16 protein-coding genes are annotated in these 17,384 nt (G+C 67.4%); 10 read left to right on the plus strand and 6 right to left on the minus strand.

What is annotated here, in order from left to right; all coding sequences use genetic code 11:
• Positions 1-549: 549 nt before the first annotated feature.
• Both AB0D04_RS38600 and AB0D04_RS38605 read right to left on the minus strand, forming a co-directional pair.
• Positions 550-1,101, minus strand: coding sequence for a YciI family protein (locus tag AB0D04_RS38600; RefSeq protein ID WP_362712074.1), 552 nt, complete (start codon positions 1,099-1,101; stop codon positions 550-552).
• Positions 1,102-1,320: 219 nt separating this feature from the next.
• Positions 1,321-2,238, minus strand: coding sequence for an SGNH/GDSL hydrolase family protein (locus tag AB0D04_RS38605; protein WP_362712075.1), 918 nt, complete (start codon positions 2,236-2,238; stop codon positions 1,321-1,323).
• A 236-nt stretch (positions 2,239-2,474) separates the two neighbouring features.
• Between AB0D04_RS38605 and AB0D04_RS38610 the strand changes: the two genes are divergently transcribed.
• Positions 2,475-3,671 carry a helix-turn-helix domain-containing protein gene (locus tag AB0D04_RS38610; protein WP_362712076.1) on the plus strand — a complete coding sequence of 399 codons (1,197 nt, stop codon included), beginning with the start codon at positions 2,475-2,477 and terminating at the stop codon, positions 3,669-3,671.
• Between the two features lie 138 nt (positions 3,672-3,809).
• Here AB0D04_RS38610 and AB0D04_RS38615 read toward each other — a convergent pair whose 3' ends face one another.
• Positions 3,810-4,508, minus strand: coding sequence for a class I SAM-dependent methyltransferase (locus AB0D04_RS38615; protein ID WP_362712077.1), 699 nt, complete (start codon positions 4,506-4,508; stop codon positions 3,810-3,812).
• A gap of 847 nt (positions 4,509-5,355) precedes the next feature.
• Between AB0D04_RS38615 and AB0D04_RS38620 the strand changes: the two genes are divergently transcribed.
• The 3 genes from AB0D04_RS38620 to AB0D04_RS38630 all read left to right on the plus strand — a co-directional run bounded on the left by AB0D04_RS38620 (position 5,356) and on the right by AB0D04_RS38630 (position 7,135).
• The gene (locus tag AB0D04_RS38620; RefSeq protein WP_362712078.1) at positions 5,356-6,030 is read left to right on the plus strand and encodes a hypothetical protein; all 675 of its coding nucleotides are present in this window, start codon (positions 5,356-5,358) and stop codon (positions 6,028-6,030) included.
• A gap of 449 nt (positions 6,031-6,479) precedes the next feature.
• The gene (locus tag AB0D04_RS38625; RefSeq protein ID WP_362712079.1) at positions 6,480-6,689 is read left to right on the plus strand and encodes a hypothetical protein; all 210 of its coding nucleotides are present in this window, start codon (positions 6,480-6,482) and stop codon (positions 6,687-6,689) included.
• Positions 6,677-7,135 (plus strand): SRPBCC family protein, encoded by a 459-nt coding sequence (locus tag AB0D04_RS38630; protein WP_362712080.1) that lies wholly within the window; start codon positions 6,677-6,679, stop codon positions 7,133-7,135. Before AB0D04_RS38625 ends, AB0D04_RS38630 begins: the two co-directional genes overlap by 13 nt.
• Positions 7,136-7,236: 101 nt before the next feature.
• Here the strand turns inward: AB0D04_RS38630 and AB0D04_RS38635 are convergent, their stop codons facing one another.
• The gene (locus AB0D04_RS38635) at positions 7,237-8,001 is read right to left on the minus strand and encodes a hypothetical protein (RefSeq protein WP_362712081.1); all 765 of its coding nucleotides are present in this window, start codon (positions 7,999-8,001) and stop codon (positions 7,237-7,239) included.
• A gap of 653 nt (positions 8,002-8,654) precedes the next feature.
• Between AB0D04_RS38635 and AB0D04_RS38640 the strand changes: the two genes are divergently transcribed.
• The gene (locus AB0D04_RS38640) at positions 8,655-8,927 is read left to right on the plus strand and encodes a hypothetical protein (RefSeq protein ID WP_362712082.1); all 273 of its coding nucleotides are present in this window, start codon (positions 8,655-8,657) and stop codon (positions 8,925-8,927) included.
• Positions 8,928-9,142: 215 nt separating this feature from the next.
• Here AB0D04_RS38640 and AB0D04_RS38645 read toward each other — a convergent pair whose 3' ends face one another.
• Positions 9,143-10,300 (minus strand): PASTA domain-containing protein, encoded by a 1,158-nt coding sequence (locus AB0D04_RS38645; protein ID WP_362712083.1) that lies wholly within the window; start codon positions 10,298-10,300, stop codon positions 9,143-9,145.
• 95 nt (positions 10,301-10,395) lie between these two features.
• On the opposite strand from AB0D04_RS38645, the gene AB0D04_RS38650 reads away from it, so the two are divergent.
• On the plus strand, positions 10,396-10,989 hold the full coding sequence (locus AB0D04_RS38650) for a GNAT family N-acetyltransferase (RefSeq protein ID WP_362712084.1): 594 nt from the start codon (positions 10,396-10,398) through the stop codon (positions 10,987-10,989).
• A gap of 435 nt (positions 10,990-11,424) precedes the next feature.
• Here the strand turns inward: AB0D04_RS38650 and AB0D04_RS38655 are convergent, their stop codons facing one another.
• Positions 11,425-11,772 carry a hypothetical protein gene (locus AB0D04_RS38655; RefSeq protein ID WP_362712085.1) on the minus strand — a complete coding sequence of 116 codons (348 nt, stop codon included), beginning with the start codon at positions 11,770-11,772 and terminating at the stop codon, positions 11,425-11,427.
• Positions 11,773-11,949: 177 nt separating this feature from the next.
• Between AB0D04_RS38655 and AB0D04_RS38660 the strand changes: the two genes are divergently transcribed.
• The 4 genes from AB0D04_RS38660 to AB0D04_RS38675 all read left to right on the plus strand — a co-directional run bounded on the left by AB0D04_RS38660 (position 11,950) and on the right by AB0D04_RS38675 (position 17,331).
• Entirely contained in the window at positions 11,950-12,858 is a 909-nt protein-coding gene (locus tag AB0D04_RS38660) for a hypothetical protein (protein ID WP_362712086.1), read from the plus strand.
• The gene (locus tag AB0D04_RS38665) at positions 12,855-14,867 is read left to right on the plus strand and encodes a hypothetical protein (RefSeq protein WP_362712087.1); all 2,013 of its coding nucleotides are present in this window, start codon (positions 12,855-12,857) and stop codon (positions 14,865-14,867) included. The genes AB0D04_RS38660 and AB0D04_RS38665 overlap by 4 nt, the downstream gene beginning before the upstream one ends.
• An 841-nt stretch (positions 14,868-15,708) precedes the next feature.
• Entirely contained in the window at positions 15,709-16,338 is a 630-nt protein-coding gene (locus tag AB0D04_RS38670; RefSeq protein WP_362712088.1) for an SMI1/KNR4 family protein, read from the plus strand.
• A 603-nt stretch (positions 16,339-16,941) separates the two neighbouring features.
• Complete coding sequence (locus tag AB0D04_RS38675) at positions 16,942-17,331, plus strand: hypothetical protein (protein ID WP_362712089.1); 390 nt, start codon at positions 16,942-16,944, stop codon at positions 17,329-17,331.
• Positions 17,332-17,384: the final 53 nt, after the last annotated feature.

Here is a 17,384-nt window from a genome sequence, read left to right on the forward strand (position 1 = left end):
CAGGGACGAGATCATCAACCACCCACCAGACCCTGCCCGATGACACCGCCAACTCCCAGCCGCCGCACCGAACTCATTCTGAAATGATCAGTAAGACCGTCCCCCGATCACCCGGACCACCCTCGAAGGCCACCTCGGCCCCGTGGCGTAGTCCTCGATAGCCGCAGGCCCTCGTCAGCTGCAGGCCCTTGCTGTCGACGAAGCCGCAAGTCCAGGTGCCCGGGCTCCTGTCGCTGACCCCAGGTGGAAGGGAAAAGGGGCGGTCAGGGCTTCGTGACCGCCCCGCGCGGTCGAGGACCCGGCCGACCCGGAGCGGATCGTCCCCGCATACGACAGCGGCGACCTTCTGCACCTCAACGACGAGGGGACGAAGGCGATGGCCGCCGCGGTCGATCTGTCTCACCTGAAGCTCTGGACGCGGCGGCTGCTTTGCACCTGGGGCAGCGAGGCGTCAGGCCGATGCATCCATGGGTTCGGGTGACACACGAGGACACGGAGCGCTCCGGTCCGAAGGGCTGCGGCGGTGACGTCGGCCTGGACGTCCTCGGGTCATGACGGCCGCCCGCCGAACTGCCAGTTGCGCACCTCGATGTCGGCGTACCGGTCCGGGGTCAGGATGGCGCGTGCCGTGTCCGGGTCCGGCGCCCGGACCAGCGCCGCCGTGCCCAGCCAGGTGGCGCCATCGTCGGACAGCAGCGGCCCGTAGGCGATCAGCTCGTCCCGGCCGGGCGGCACCTCGAGGTCGGCGGCCTGCCCCGTGCCGAGGCCGAGCACCAGGTACCGGTTGCCGCCGGTCCGGCCGCCGGGGAAGTCCCACATGGTGCGCCCCAGCGTGTTGCGCCATCGGCGCAGCAGCACGTCCCGGTAGACGCCGGCCTGGTAGCCGGGCTCGTCCAGGGCGAACGCGCGGGCGGCGGTGGGACCGGGAAGGTCGACGATGTGCACGCTGCCGGTAGGTATGTCGCCGTCGTCGGCCAGGGTCGGGCCGCGGGCGATCATCTCCTTCGCGTACCGGTCCATGTAGGACCAGTGCTCTTCCAGCAGCTCGTCCCGCAGCGCGACGGAGCCGGGCCGGTCGCGGTGGTAGCAGAGGAACTCCATGCCCATAGGCTCTCTTCAGGGAGGCACCCAAGTCGAGCGGAGTTCACTGCGAAGACTGCTCGGAGGGGTCCATCTTGCCGTTCCCAGGGACAGTGGGCTCCGGACCCGGCCGCGTCACCGGCGGCCGGCGACGGCGGAAGACGCCTGAAGGCCACCGCCCGGCCCGGATCGGTCGGGCCGGGCGATGACGTATCAGACGGATCAGTCAGATCAGCCCGATCAGTGGCGCAGCGCGCTCAGCACCGCATCGGCCATGACCCGTTCACCGGTCGCATCCGGATGCAGCGGCAGGGTCGGCGAGGTGGGGAGGAGACCCTCGATCCACGGGTCCGACGCGCAGCTGTCGTGGCCCTTGGTCGGGCCGAGCGTGTCGACGTACGTGGCGCCGGCAACGGTGGAGGTCTTGGCGACCTTGTCGTTGAGTTCGCCGAGGACGGAGCGCAGGAACGCGAGATCCCCGGTCGTGACGGGCATTTTGCCGAGGCACTTCTTCGGGTCGTCGGGCAGCACCGACGGATAGCCGACGACCATCACCCTGGCTTTCGGCGCCTTTGCGTGCACCTTCTGGAGGGCCTCGGCCAGCTGCGCGGCCGCGGAATCCAGCCGTTTGGTGAGCGTGTCTCCGTAGAAGTCGCGGCAGGGAGCGCCCAAGGGATTGGACAGGCTCAGGGCGGAGCAGACGACCGCGATATCGCCGAATCCGATGTCGGAGGTACCCAGGTCGTCGCCACCGATCGTGAGCGTGACCAAGGAGGCGTCCGGTGTGACGGCGTCGAGCTGGGGGCCGTTGATGACAATCCCGGCGTCCCGCTGGGGCATGGTGAGTGCGCCCACCTTGGCTCCGGCGCAGGTCTTGTCCACGTACGACGTCGGCGCGAGGGCCGCGGCGACAAGACGACCGTAGTCGTGGTCGGAGCGCAGACACAGGCCCGCGGAGGAGGCGGGAATCCCGGCACCGGCGGCGTACGAATCCCCGAGCGCCACATATGTTCCCGTCCCGGCCGGGTCAGCGGCGTGGGCGGGGGTGACGGCAGCGGTGAGGGTGGTGGCGAGCAGCGCGGCGCCGGTCCATGCGGACGACCACTTCGGCGACCACTTCGTGGTGCGCGTGCTCTTCCTGGTGGAGGCGCTGTTCAAGGTGTTTGTGATGTTTGCGATGTTCGCGGTGCTTGTTGATGCGGCTCTGGGCACAGGTCCTCCCGAGGAGGCAGCAAGGCGGATGGAGGATCCGATACCGGCCGGTAACGTCTCCGTCATCGTTGCCGTCTCCTGCCGTACGAGCCATGTACCGACACACAGCAGCACCGCCTTCCCGTTGTCCCCCGGCACAACTCCCTGCCTCCCGTGCTGCCGGTCTTTGTAACCTGCGGTTCATGCGCCGCACCCCCGACCCACCTGCCGAGATCGCGCCCATCGCAGCCTCGTTGCGCAGCCGCGCACCGGAACTGGGCATACGGATGGCCCGCCGTATCCGTGCCGAGGTGACGTATTACGACAATGAAGACCACGTGCCCTTCGCGGAATTGAGTGCCTCGTGCCAACGCAATGCCGAGCTGGTCTTCGCTCATCTCGCCAGTGACCTCGGCGGCGATATGACACCGGCGCTCGACACCGGCCGGGAACGGGCCCGCCGCGGGGACCCGTTGGCCGATCTGCTGCATGCCTACCGCGTCGGTTCTGAGTTCCTGTGGTCCGAACTGTCGGCCAAGGCCCGTTTCGCGGAGGGCATCACCACCGACACGTTCGTGTCCCTGGCCGCGTGGTGGGTGTGCGAAGGGCTCGCCGCGGCGGCCAGCAATGCCTACCGCGAGGAGACCTCCGAGCAGGTGCTGCAGCGGGAGCGCGAACGGTCCGCCATGGTCGAGGCGCTGTTCACCGGAATGCTTACCGATCGCACCACCCTCTGGGGAGCCGCGGACATGCTCGGCCTGCCGACCGGCGGGCCGTACGTTGTCGTGGCGGCCGAGGTGCCGGCCCCGGGCCGGGAGGCACTGCCCGGCATCGAGGCGCGGCTCCTGGCCGAGCAACTGCGCTCGGCCTGGCGTCTGCTGCCGGACCTCCAGGTCGGTGTGGTCGCCGTCCAGCACCCGGGGGCCGAGGAAATGACCCTGCGCGTCCTGGGGCGGTCTCCCGCCTGCCGGGTGGGCGTCAGTCCTTCGTACCGTGCCCTGCAGGACACCCCGCGGGCACTGCGTCTCGCGCGCGTGGCGCTGGCCGGGCTCCGCGGGCGGGCGGCAGGCGTCGCGCGGTTCGACGACAGCCCGGCCGCCCTGCTGGTCGCCTCGGCCCCGGACGAAGCCGGGCGGATCGCTCGGGCAGTCTTCGAGGGCGTACTGGAACTGCCGGCCACCGACCGGGACCGTCTCCTGGAGACGCTGGAGTGCTGGTTCGCGGCCGCGGGCTCGGCGGCCGGTGCGGCGGAGCTGCTGTACTGCCACCGCAACACGGTGCGGTACCGGCTGCACAGACTGGAGGAACTGACCGGTCGCTCCCTGCGGGACCCGCGCGCGGTCACCGACCTGGCCGTGGCGCTGCATGCGCTGCCGCTGCTGTCTCTTGAGCAGCGCTGAGGGCCGCCACGCGGGTCCGCCGACTCATGACGGAAGGCCATAGGGGACTGCACAACCGCGCCGGCCGTCCACACCGCCCGCGCCGGCGTGGGCTTCGACTGGATCCACAGCGACGAGAAGGCGACCACCAGCCCGCCGCTACGGCAGGGTGAAGTAGATCATCGGGTTGTGGTCACTGTCCCGGACCGGATCGTCGAGACCCAGCTCCTTCTTGACCTCGGCGAGCCTCCGAGTCACCTCGGGCGCCTTGGCGGTGGACGGCGTGAAGAACTCGATGTGCTGCTCGGCCAGCCACTTGACGATGACCGAGCCCTCGCTGAAAGGCTTGGGGCGCCGGCCGTGGAAGACGTCGTGGACGCTGGTGGGCGTGCCCGCCGGGACTGCCGGGAAGAGGTTGTCGATGTACCAGTGGGCGAACCGGGCGCCGTGGTCGGCGTCAATGAAGAGGTAGTCCACCTCGGCGGGAAGCTGGTCGATGTGTTCGCGGACATCGCCCTTGGTGAATGTCCAGCGGTCCTGGGACAGTTCGGCCGGGACGTTGCGCACGACGTTGTCCACGATGTCGAACGAGTAGAGGTGGCCCGTTCCGTTGTCCCGCAAGGCGCTGAGGATCCACATCGTGGACCAGCCGTAGAAGGTGCCGACCTCCACCACCACATCGGGACGCAGATCACGCAGCAGCATGTAGGTGATTTCGGCTTCATAGTCGTCGAGCTGCGCCTTCATCGACTTGCCGCGGTCGCGGAGGAACTGACGCTGGACGTCGCGTACGGCCCGCAGATCGTCCTCGTACTTCACATAGAGCGTACGGATGTGGTCGGTGGTTATGGTGTCCATTCTTTCCTCCAACAGGCAGGCTGGGTCGCCCAACGAGCCGTCATATTCGTTCTCTGCAAAGGGGATGATGCGTATCGGTAGTTCGGGCCGCCCTCATGCCGCCTGTTCGTGCGGGATCCAGGCACTACGGGCGGCCGCCCGCACCGGGGTGTGTGCGGTGCCAAGGTGGCCGAGTGCTTCCACGCCCTGCCCTTCGTCGCCCGGGGCGGGGCCGAGGGAAGGGAACTGCCGCTCGAAGACGTGCAGTTGATCCGGTGACTTCCTCTTGAAGCCCCCAGGCGGTGAGCGGCGCACTCGACGGCCGCGATGTCATCACGGTTCGTCGCGTACCGCTCGTCAAGCGTCTGCGCCTGGACCGAAGCAGCTGTGGCGGGGCGGGGCACCCCTCCATGTGCCGCGCTCGTTCGGTTGCCTGACTCGGCCGAGCCCGACTGACTCGAACCTAGATTTGAGTGACCGGGACGGGCGTCACACTCCGGAGCCATCTTCGGACGTAACTCTGCGGTATGACATGCCGTGAAGGGCGGACCAGGGTATGAGATACCTGCCCGCGTGATACCGGCACAGCATCGCCTGCCGCCACGGGTCGCGAGGAACGAGATGACGCAACGTCAATCCGATGCCGAAGCCGGGCAGATCATCCTGTACGGGCCGCACTTCACCAGACCGGCCAAACCTGACGCGGCCTCCGTTTCCCCTATAGGGAATCCGTTTCGCCATCAACTACAACTTTACTGACTTTTGGTGTAGTTGAATCAAATTTCACTCCAGGCTCAAACGCAACAGCGGCGAACCCACACTTCGGAATCGTCGCTTCCGTGAGGCTGGGTGAAAGGCAAACAGCAACATGACGAAACACAGAACGATCCGCTACGGAAACCGTCTGATGGCGCTCTCCACAGCGACCCTGGGCCTGGTCGCCACGATGGCCTTGCCGGCCTCAGCGGATGACCAACCCACCCGGGAACAGCTCATAGCCGATTGCGCTTCCGGTGCGGGGAAGTGCAGCTTCAACGAGCCCAAGCTCGGCACGGCGCACCTCGGAGACTTCCATCAGGTCTCCAACTCCCTCTACAACTGCAGCACTTCGGATGCCACGCAGTCGATGGGCTGGACGGACACCGTCGGCTCGACGGACTCCGCGGGTGTCTCCGTCACCGCCGGCGGAAAGATCGCCGATCTCATCGATCTGAGTGTCACCGCGACCTACAGCCACACCTGGTCGAGTACACACACCGAGAACAGCTCGATGAACATGACGGTGAAGCCCGGCGAGGTGGGCTGGATCTCCCGCGCGCAGGTGATGCAGACCGTCTCGGGCACCTGGCAGACCCACTACGACAGCCCGAAGTGGGGCCACTACTTCTGGTACGTACCGGACACGGTCACCGGGCCCGCACCCCATGGCACGGACGGACAGAGCAATGCGGTGATCGTCAAGACGCGCAAGATGACCACGAAGGAGCAGAACTCCTGCTCGTCCGGCACGAAGAAGGGCCGGGCGTTCGTGGTGAAGCGCTGATCACCGACCAGCGGTCACAGCGGGGCGCCGATGCCTGATCGGCGCTCCGCTTCGGCCGTTGTGGGCAAGAGGACTCCACATAGGTGGTGAACACGTCGCCATGCTGCGCCGCATTCTGCGCGCACCCCGGAGCCCCGGAGCCCCGGAGCCCCGGAGCCCCGGCGATGCTTGCGAAGGGCGTCGCGTACCTTGCCGACCTCCTACGGGATCGGTGGCCTGGTTTTCCCCTGCCGTGACCGGCGGCACTTGGCCCGCGAAGTGATGCACGTCACCTGCGAGGGCGTCACGATTTCGGGCTGTGCAGTGTCTACACGGTGAACCAGGTACGCACAGGAGGGTGATGGGCATGCGGGGTGGATGTTGAGCGGGGGGCAGGACTTCGCCGAGTGCCGGCCGGTCAGGGTCGCGAGCACGTCGATCGAATCGTCGCCGGGGTCGCCAGGACAGGCGTGCCCGGCACCCAGGTCGAGTTCGCGAGCCACCACGCCTTGTCCGCAGTGGTGTTCCGCTCGGACGACCGGCCCGACCACGTACTGGTCTTCGGCATCGCCGGCACCCCGATCCACAGCAGGTACGCCGTGCGCAACCCCGACAAGCTGGGCGCGGCCATCGTTCCGCGCCGTCTGGCCAGGAGAAGAGACAAGACATGGAAACCGTGACCGTGCGACGCGTCATCGCAGCGCCGATCGCCGAGGTATTCAATTGGTGCGCCACCACCACCAACTACACCCGCACCCCATTCGTCCTCAGGGCACGATTGGCCCGGCCCGGCGTGGGCGCACCCTACGGAGTGGGCGCCGTACGGCTGCACACGTGGCTCATCGGCTGGTTCCGCGAACGGATCACCACCTACAACCCGCCGCACGACTTCGATTACGACGTCGAACGTAGCTTCCCGCCGGCCCGGCACGAAGTCGGCCGTATGACCTTCACCGAAGTCGCCGAGGGCACTCTCGTCGTCTGGACGACCACCTTCCAGGTCCGCTTCCCCTTCGGCGCGGCCCTCACCCGCGTGATCGCCAAACCTGTCGTCGCCCACGTCTTCGGCAAGATCCTCAACGCCGCTGACACAGCACTCACAGCCAACCCGACCAGCCACACCTGACGTGCCCGCGCACAGGGCGACCAACGAGCCGTGATCACACCCCAACACCCTGCACTGCGGTCCGGCACGAACCGCATCATCACGGGCTGACGGCACAGCCGTCAGCCGATGCACACCACTCCCAGCAGGCACACATCCGTCGGCGATGCGGGCTCGTTTGCCGGAGTCGTCTGCGGTGGCTGCGTGGACGGCGCCGGCTGCCTCGGCTGCGTGGACGGCACCCGGCTCCCGGACGAGGTGTCTGCGTCGGGCCGTTCGGCAGAAGTGGATGCGGTCGTCTTCGGTGCTGCGATGCCGCGGCTGTCGGTGTGCGTCCTCTTGGCCACCGTGGACGCCGTGTGCGGATTCGAGCTCGGAGTCGCGACGGGGTGGTTCGCTGCCGGGGGTGCCGACTGCCGGCTTGTCGTGGCAGAAGGCGATGGGGAAACGGTGGTGTTCTGCTGCCGTCCGGCTGCGGTGGGCGGGCGCGTGCCGGTATGCCGTGAAGCCCGGGAGTCCGGCCGCTCCGACGAGGAGTCGGTGGCCGTGAGCTCCGGGTCCGGCGCCGCGGCGGCATGCGTCTGGCTGGTGGACGGCTTGTTCGGCAGCAGCGCAACGGTCAGGGCGCCGCCGGCGAGCGCGAAGGCCGTTGCGGCCGCGGCCCGACGCCGGTGCTTCTTCCAACGCGCCATCTGCCGACGCCGAGCCGCCCGGCCCTGCCCGGTGGCGGAGGCACCCGTGAGGCCGCCGGCCGAATCGTCGCCCGCCGCGTCGGCCGTATCCATCGCAGCCACGTTCGCGTCCGCGGATACGCCGCTGTCGACGGCCGACGGCACGCCGAAGACATCAGTACCGTGCAGGGGCCCCGTAGCGGGCACTTCCTGCACGTGCCATGCGTCCCACGTCTCCGTCGGGGCGGTGCCCGAGGTGTCGTGGCGGTGGAGGGCGGGCGGGGCTATGTCAGGGGCGTAAGCACCGCATCCCGGACACACGAGCGCCCCGTTGAGATTCCGGCGGCACGACGAGCAGTAGTCCATCTGTGATCTTTCTGCTGACTGCGCCGCCAGGGACGCCGGAGACTTTTCACTTTCGCACGCGAGACCGAGCGGGCAGCAACGCTAACGGCACATGCCGAATGCATTCCACAGACCTTGTGATGATTCCGTGCAGATTTTTGAAGTCGGCTCCCGCGATCCGGACATAGTGAGGCCATCACCTGCACAAGGTGCCCATCGGAGCAACACCGGCACGGTTCTGCTGCCGCGCGGCCACTCCCCCGGCTGACCGGCTCCTGCACCCCCGCCTCCTCTGTGGTTCTGCACGACCCGTCCAAAGCGGCAAGCTCGGGCATCGCCGCCCAGGGCACCCGGCCCCCATCGAGCCCACCGGGAAGGCGCTGGGTGAAATACCGCTCGCGACCGTACATACAGCGACATCTCTGTCTCCAGCACCGATTTCACAATCCTTCTGGAGTACTGAAGCCCCCCCCCGCCACGCCCCGTCGAGCTCGGCGTCCACGGCGTCGAGAAGGAGCGTGCCGATGCCTTTGCCGCGCTGGTCGGGTGCGAACGGGCCGGTCCCCCAAGGTCGCCAGCAGGGGGAAGGCATCGGGCTCGGCCAGCCACTTCCGGTAGCCGTCGCTGCGCAGCTGCCAGGACCGTTCCTCACTTTGGTACGCGAGTTCAGGAGCGATCGTCCGGTGGTGGGCAAGCAGCGCCAACCACAACGGCTCGACCAGGTCAATGAGTTCGGCGCCGCCCTGGCGGACGGTCGCCTCGCGTTCTTGATTCGTGACCCCTGTGATCATGCCTGAGTCCGCGTAGGCGGCGACGGAGTGTACGTGCCGCTACCGGCCCTTGCGGGTCGCACGGTGACGTGCGCGCCCCACCCCCTGTTCATGAGGGCCTCTTTCACGCGGCGTGTGGCGCCCGGAGCCCCGCCGGTTGCGGCGTGGCTCCGGGCGCGCTACCTGCTACTCGTTGATGCCGTGGTCGGGGCCGCACGCGGGCGCCGGGGTGGCGGAGTTGTTCACTGGCGCCATCGGTTCTGTCCCGGGCCCTTACACGTGTAGATGCGGCCGTGAGAGGTGCCGGTCGCGCCTGCGTGAGAGCAGAAGGAGCCCGGGGTCACCGTGCCGACACTGCCTCCCCCGCCACTGGACGAGCCACCCGAGGAGGTGCTGCCCCCGCTGCCGGTGGTGTCGCGGTCATCGCGGTCATCGCGCTTGTCCCGGTAGTCCGGGGTTCCGTCGTCGTCCTTGTCGGGCAGGTTGGCGTACTCGCTGCCGGGGCAGCCGTTGCCCGGCGCGGTCAGGTCCAAGGTCACCGCGGACGTGCTGCTGGTGTCGATGTCCTCACCCTCGGCCGGATCGGTGGCGCACACCTTCCAGTCGTCGTATTCGCCTTCGGTCGGCAGGGTGTCATTTGCATACGCGGTGTCCGCGCGGATGCTGTCCTGCTTGACCCCCAGGCCGTTCAGCGCGCCGGTAGCCGCTTCCCAGGTCTTCCCCTTCAGATCCGGCATCGTCGGCCACGGGATCGGCCCGCCGTCCTTGTTCGGGCACGGTTCCCCGTCCTTCATCGCGCCGAAGTCGATCAGCTTGTGGCCGTCGTCCGTGTCGGGCTTCTGGAAGCACACCACCCAGCCGGACCGCATGAAGATGTTCCGGTCCTTCGGCGATGCGTCATGTGCCCCGGTGGTGTATCCGGCGGCGCGTGCCTGTTCCTCCGCCTTGTCCAGCGGCTTGCCGGTGTAGTCCGGCGCCTTTGCCTTCGGGGCCTTGGCTTTGGCCGGGGTCGGAGTGGTGGCCGGCTCGTGGGTCTTGGCTGCGACCGGCTTCGGTTTGTCCTTCCCTGTTTCGTCAAGCTGTCCGCTCAGTCCGGCAGCAACCGTGAGGAGCAGGAAGGTCCCGATCGTGGCGCCGAGCTTCATGCCCCACTTCCACGGCGGCAGGACCCATAGGAGAACTATGACGGCGATCATCGCGAGGGCGCCGAGAGGGAAGCTGATCGCGGCCAGGACGGCCACGAGCGCGATCATCACGATGGCGGTCGGAGTCGTCTTCCACCACGGCTGTGGGGCCGGGGATAGCGGCTGAGGAGTGTTGTACGGGTTCACCTGTTGTCTTTCTCGCGCGATGGGTTGGCAGTGAGTTTGCTTCGTGCGAGGGCAGGCCCGTTTCACCATTCCGTTCCCGGCGGCTCCGATCCTGTGGAGCAGTGTCCGCGTCCGCATCGGCTGGAACCACCGCATCCCGGTCAGGGCGGTCGTAGCGTCGTGCCATGACCACTGCTGCCGAAACCGCTTACGAGTTCCGCACCGCCCGCCCCGAGGACACCGAGGCCATCGGAGCCCTCGACGGCTCCTTCATCACCAGCACGGTCTTCCAAGTGCTCGTCACCGACGGCGGGTTCGCGATCCGGGAGGTCCCCGTGGACCCGCCCCTGACCAAGGTCTTCCCCGAGGACGAGTCCGACGGCGAGGACGCGGGCGGCGAGGACGCCGCGGACTCCGTGGACTCCGACAGTCGCACCTTCGTCGCCATGGCCGCCGACGGCGGTCTGGCCGGCTTCGCCGCCGTCTCCTACTCCTCGTGGAACCGCCGGCTCACCATCGAGGACATCGAGGTCGCCCCGGACCACCGGGGCCGGGGTGTCGGACGCGCGCTGATGGGACACGCCGTCGAATTCGCCCGCGAGCGCGGCGCCGGCCACATCTGGCTCGAGGTCACCAACGTCAACGCCCCGGCGATCCACTCCTACCGACGGATGGGCTTCGCCTTCTGCGGACTGGACACGGCCCTCTACAACGACACCGCCTCCGAGGGCGAGCAGGCCCTCTACATGAGCATGCCCTGTCCCTGCCCCGGCCCCTGAGCCGACAGCATGCGCCGCCTCCGCCCAGGGTCCGTTCGCGACGGCTGCCCGCTCGCTCATCAGCGCCGCGTATCGCTCCTGCGCCCGCCGGCCGCCGAAATCCAGGACAACCCATCAGAGTGCTCCTGATGAAAAAGTGATCACCTTTGACGCCGTGGGGAGCGGAACAATGTCCGGGGAGTCCGGCGGCTTCTCTGCGGATGTCGCCTCCATGAACGGCAGGCGCACCCGGAGCACAGGAGAGGACCGACCACGTCTACGTCTCGGTGGACAGCGGCACTTGGGCGTCGTCGAGGCGCGTGAGATTGCTCAGCGGGCCGCTGGGCGTGCAGTGGTGTACGGGTCCTGCGGTGAATCCCACGGGGTGAAGCGAAGTGGCCGTCCAGGGACTGCAGGGCCTCGCCACGAGAGGTGTGACGGCTGGGTAGGCGCCGGTCAGTCGGCCGAACGCGCCACCGCGATCACGAGGAATCCGACCACCGCCGACGTGGCCGACGCGCCGGCCGCGCGAAGCAGCAGGGTGATCGAACCGGGACGATCGATCCCCTCACGCGTCGGCGGAGCATTTCCGGCCCCGTACTCGATGGTGTCGCGCAACGACTGCATGACTCGCGATCCTCTCCAGCGCAGCCACTGCAGCCCCGCCAGCGCGATGCAGGTGGTGCTCGCTGCAAGTACCGCCCCCGGGAGCGCGTACCAGGCACCGTGGAGGCGAGCGGGTACGGGCACCGCAATGGGGAGCGGCAGCCATTGCCATGGGTGGCCGAGCGGATGGTGGGTCATGTCGCCATCGTCCGCTCGCCTACAGGGGGTTGTCCTGAGCACGCGTACTCAGTGTGTCTGCTCACGATCGTGGGGCGGTCACCATGCGGGTGAGCGAGGGCCCGTGTCCTCGCGGGCCGGTGCCGCTGTGCACGGGCTGCGGCTCGATTGTCAGTGGCTGCCCGTACGGTGTTCAGCATGGAAGCCAAGGCCATTGAACTAACGCTGCGTGAGCGTCCTGACGAGGAAGCCTCGTGGACTGCCTACAGCGCCTGTTTGCGTGAACAGGGCGACGTCCGGGGCGAGTTGATACGTCTGGAGCAGCGTCACGCACACGCCAGGCCCGCCGAGCGGGACGAGCTCAAGCGCCACATCGATCTGCTGGTGGAAGAACACCAGAAGAGCTGGGACGCGGAGCTGCCGCCCGAGGTGACCGTCCGGGTGCGTCGGCACGGCTTTGCCCTGAAGGTCGCCGTCGAATGGTCCGAAAAGGCGCCCCCGCTGATCGAACAGGCCCTGCGGGGCCGCTTGGTGACCGGGTTGCATATCCGGCCGAGCGAGGAAGCGGAGGAGGCGGACGAGGACTACTACAACGACGAGCCCGACTTCGACGAGGACGACCTGCCACTGCCGCCGCCGCCCCACGAGACCAGCGCCTTGGCGGACCTCGACTTCGACGGGCTGACCGAACTCAGCCTTGCGTACTTCCGCATCGGCGATCCCGGCGCCGAGGCCCTCGCCGCCGCGGCCTCGAACGGGCGGATCGAGACACTCGACCTGCGCTACTGCGGCATCGGCGACGCCGGACTGACAGCCCTCGGCGCATCCCCGAACTTCCGCAACGTCCGGCGCCTGCGCCTTCAGCGCAACCGGCTCACCGCCGAGGGCGTGCGCGCGCTGGCGCGTTTTGAGCAGCTCGAGGAGCTCGACCTCCGTTACAACCGGATCGGTGCGGACGGTGCACAGGCCCTGATCGAGGCGCCATTCGTCGGCTCGCTCAAGCACCTGCTGCTCTACCGCGAGGACGTCTCCGACGCCGGCGTACAGAAACTGGCGCACGCCCCGCAGCTTCCGACCGCCCTGCGCAGCTTCTGGAGGAGCGTATGAGCACCGAACTACGCGACCGATTCTTTGCTCTGTCGACCGGCCAGGCCCCGGCGGACGAGGTTGCCCGGTACCGCGCCGAGGTCGACGCGACCGACACCGAGCCCGCCACGACGCTGGACGGACTCGCGATCTCCTGGCACCCCACCGCGCGCTTCAAGGCGGTGCGCTTCATCGACGCCGAGCGCATCGACGAGGGCGTGCGCGATCAGTTCGCGCGGCCCAGTGAGCCGGCGCCCCACCTGGCCGCCGTCTTCGTCGATCCGCGTGAGCTGTCGTTCCGTACCTTCGAGAACATCGTGCCGCTCGACCGCTGGTTCGCGGACGCCCCGCTGGAGCTCGAGCTCAGCGAGCCTGTAGAGCTCACGAAGGACGCATACGCGGCAACGCTGCGGCTCCCGGACGCCGGTCGCGTCCGCCTCGAGGGCCTCGACGCGCTCAACCTCTACGTCCCGCCGCTCAACGCCGCCACCCGCGGCGGCGAACGCTTCATCTTCCATTCGGCACTGCTCGCCGAGGCACTGACCCAAGCGATGAGCAAGTCGATGCCGAAGCCACTGCTCGACGGCTTCTCACACGTGAACCCCGTGTTCCGCTGCAACCGCTTCGAACCCGGCGACTCAAACTTCCACCGCCACCGCGACACGCCCTACTACGACGCCGCCCGCGGGCACATCTCCCGTTACACGGTGCTTCTCTACCTCACCGGCGGCTCGGGAGAACCCGCGCTCGACCTCACCGGGGGCACGGCGGTCGAGGACATCGCAAGTTTCACCTGCGTCGTCTTCGACCAGCGGTACGAGCACGAGGGCGCGCCCTTCCGCGACGGCCGCAAGGTCTTCCTGCGCACCGAACTCATCTTCTCCGAGGATCCCGAGGTCACCCACGACCCCGAGATCGGCGCGCTGTTCAGCAAGGCCTGCTACCTGACCGGCGAAAGCGTCTTTGCCCCAGAACTCACTCGCCACGCCGACGCCTACTACAACCAGGTCGCCGCCGCGCACTGGAGCGGCCTCACCCGCGCCCCCGCGCGCGAGCCCTATGTCCACAAGCAGTTCCGCGGCGTGCATTTCGTCGCGAACGGCTACGACTTCTGGTTCACCAAGAGCGACAAGCTCTCGCTCGCCGAGTGCGCCGCGATCACGCTGCTCGACTACTTCAACTGCAAGCTCGGCGAGACCGCCTTCCGTGATTTGTGCGCATCGGCCGTCATCGAGGCCGAGGACGACACCTGGATCCCCGCCTTCCTCAATGACAAGGACAAGGACAAGGACAAGGACAGCGCCGGCGCACCGGCCGTGGCACCCCTCGACAAGTCCACTCTCTTCCCCGAGTCGGAGCTGACGGACGACGTCTGCTGCCCGTTCCACAACTTCGGCCGGTTCGATCCCACGCGCTTCGACGAGATCGTCGACCTGAACGAGCGTGCGCAGAGCTTCGCGAAGGCGCACATCATGCCCGCGCCGATTCTGATGCTCGGGGAGGACGCGGTTCTCGATCCGGAGAAGTTCGTGATCCGGGGCAACCAGATCCACGTGCTGGGCAAGGAGTCGCTCACCCCCGTGAACTTCGCCGCATGCTGGAACTCCGGTGGAGTCCCCGGCAACTACATCGACGTGGCGGCCACCGTCGGCGCGGCTCACTTCCTGGTCCCGCCGATCGTCTTCTCCGAGACGAACGACTGCTACCACCTGCAGTTCGACTTCTTCCGCAACACCTGGATGGTGAAGCACCAGCAGGCCACCGTCCCCGTCCCCAAGATCAGCTCGCTGGCCGAACTGGACCTTGATGAACTGGAAGAAGGCGCGAGCGAACCCTGGATGGACGCCGTCGGTCCCTCGCTGGTCAATGGCGGCTCGGGCAAGCGCCCCACTCCGTGGTGGGCCGATAGCTCGCCCCTGGTCGACGAGCTCTACGACTACCTCAGCGACTACGAGTACGAGCACTTCGACCACGACTACGAGGACGACGAAGACGACGAAGACGAGGAGGAGGGCAAGGCCGGAACCTGAATGACGCCACTGGGCGGCGCGTCGACACGGCGCGCGCCCAGAGCTCAGCCTGTGAGCGAGCGGCAACGCCACCGATTCGTGGTGCGCCCCATCCTGACTGCTTGACGATCGACAGGTCTGGTGCAGACGACAAAGGCGAGGAGTCCCCACGAGGGATCCCCACACGCATGGGATCGGACCGTGACGAGTATCCGCCGGGGATATACGCAGAGGGTGGCGCGGCAGCGAGTAGGAATCACACCTCTCCGACGGATAACCAGGGCTCCGGGTCTGCGATGGGCCGCCCTGCCGTCAGCGGTCTACCCAACGGGAGCACGGATATCGGCTCCGGCTCCGTACGTTGGCCTGGAAAGGGAGCGATCATGTGAATTCCGGCGAGCGACTCCTGTGGCTGTGCGACCAACTTGAGCGACGCCCGGCGGAGGAGCCGCTACCAGGGTGTCTCAAGCCCTGGGGCAGCCCAGCGCAGCCCCAGGACGGCGTGATCGGCGCGCACCCGCTGGAACGCGACGACAGAGATCTGACCTCCCACGAGAAGCGAGTCGTCAGGCAGCCCTTGAGGGCCGCCAATGACTTTCCTCGCGCCCTCGCGCCCCCGAGGCGACCGGCGAGACCTTTGAGCAGTTCCCCCGTGCGTAGGGATGGCAGGATGGTGTGCCAACCAGGGTGAGATCGCGCGCGGTGAGCAGATGCTGCTGACGGCCGCTGGTGGCCGAACGCGAAATGGGATGCGCTGCCCCACGAGATCGTTCTGCAACCCACCCTTCGCCTGGTTGCCAGTGACCGGGTGCGGGAGCACCGACTGACCCTACCCATCAGCCCGGAAGCGGAGTGATACGGCATGACCGAGAGCGCACTGGAGCAACTGCTGGGCCGCGCCCGCGGCCCCATGGGACCCTCCGTGGATCTGGACTTCGGAGTCAAAGCCGGTCCGCTCGCGGAGCTGGGCAAAGTCATCTCCAGAATCAATGGCTTCTTCCTCTTCAACGCGGGCGTCCAGGTCTTCCGAGTAGGTGAGGAGGGCCTGGGGCCCGACATGCTCACTTGGAACTCGGAGAGCACGTGGAAGGACACCTACGACGGCTTGGCAGATGATGTCTTCTGCTTCGGGCAGGACATTTTCGGAACCCAGTTCGGCATCGTCGGTGATGAGGAGGTCGTCACCTTCGATCCGGAGACGGCATGCGTGACCTCGCTGGGCACCAGCCTCGAGCAGTGGGCACAATGGCTGCTTGATGACCCCGATGTGCATGGTGCGGCCGGCTTTGCTTATGCATTTCAGCACGAGAACGACGCCCTCGACCCGGGAGAGCGGCTTGTCCCGTACGAGTTCTTCATTGCCGGCGGTGGCTACGACTTCGACAACTTCGCGGTCCACGACGCGGTGACCGCGATGCGAATCCGGGGTCCGATCGCCCAGAAGGTCCACGATCTTCCCGACGGCACGACGGTCCGTATTTCCGCTGGTTGACCAGGTACTCGCTGGAGGTCCGACGACGCCCTGGCAGGGTTCGATGCGAGCTGCAGGCAGGGGATCACGTGGCGTCGTTGCTCAGCGCGAGCAGTCCTCTGCTGTGGTGTGGACCGTGATCATTGAAGTGGCGCGCATCTGCTGGGCTCGAAGGGTTACGGCAGAAGCCCTCGAAAGTCCTGGTGAGAAGGGCATTCCGCGCTTCAAGAGTCCACGGTGTCGCGGTCACCTCCCCACCGCGATCGGCCCCGACGGCGGTTGAGTTTCGCGACTCGATCCCACGCACGGGCACCGGTAAGGTCCAGAAGCTGAAGCATCGCCAGCCGTATGGGTCCGGGTTCGGCCGGGAAGTCAATTGACCGTCCGCCCCATACGCGAGGCCAGATGAGGGCACTCCGTTCAACCAACGCTTGGACGGCTGTCGTACAGCTCCACTTCCCTGTGTGAGAGGGCAGGAGGCGCTGGGGACCGAGCGCCCCAGGAGGTGCGCTGCCCGCTGGCGGAGTACATGGTGCAGCTCCTTCGCCCGAACGCAGCCCGCCCACCACCAACCGCCCCTACCCGCTCGGCGATCGGCCGCACTGCGGCATCTGCCGCCGCAAGATGCAGGGCAAGTACAACAACGGCCAGCCCTGCTACCGCTGCCGCTGCCGCTGCCGCTACACCGCCGAATACGCCAAGAACACCGCCGGGGCAGCTGGGCCGCACCCTCCGAGAGCCAGTAGCGGTAATCGCCTACGCCCCCGCCCTGGAAGCCGCACGACGAACCATCCCGAGGCAGGCACTCAAGAGGAGAAACTCGCCGAGGCGCAGATCCAGCACCTGATCAAGATGTTCGGCAACATGACCGACCGGCTTCAAGCCGCGAACCTGGAAGACAGAGCTCCGCTGCACGCCGACTTCGGGCTTGAGCTGGAGCATCACGCAAATCAGCGGGCTGTGATCGTGCAATCACAGCCCGCTGACTGGTTCGTATGTGAGTCTGAGTTCTGAGTGTCCGAGGGGGGACTTGAACCCCCACGCCCGATAAAGGGCACTAGCACCTC

This window comes from Streptomyces sp. NPDC048483, assembly GCF_040651455.1.
GTDB lineage: Bacteria > Actinomycetota > Actinomycetes > Streptomycetales > Streptomycetaceae > Streptomyces.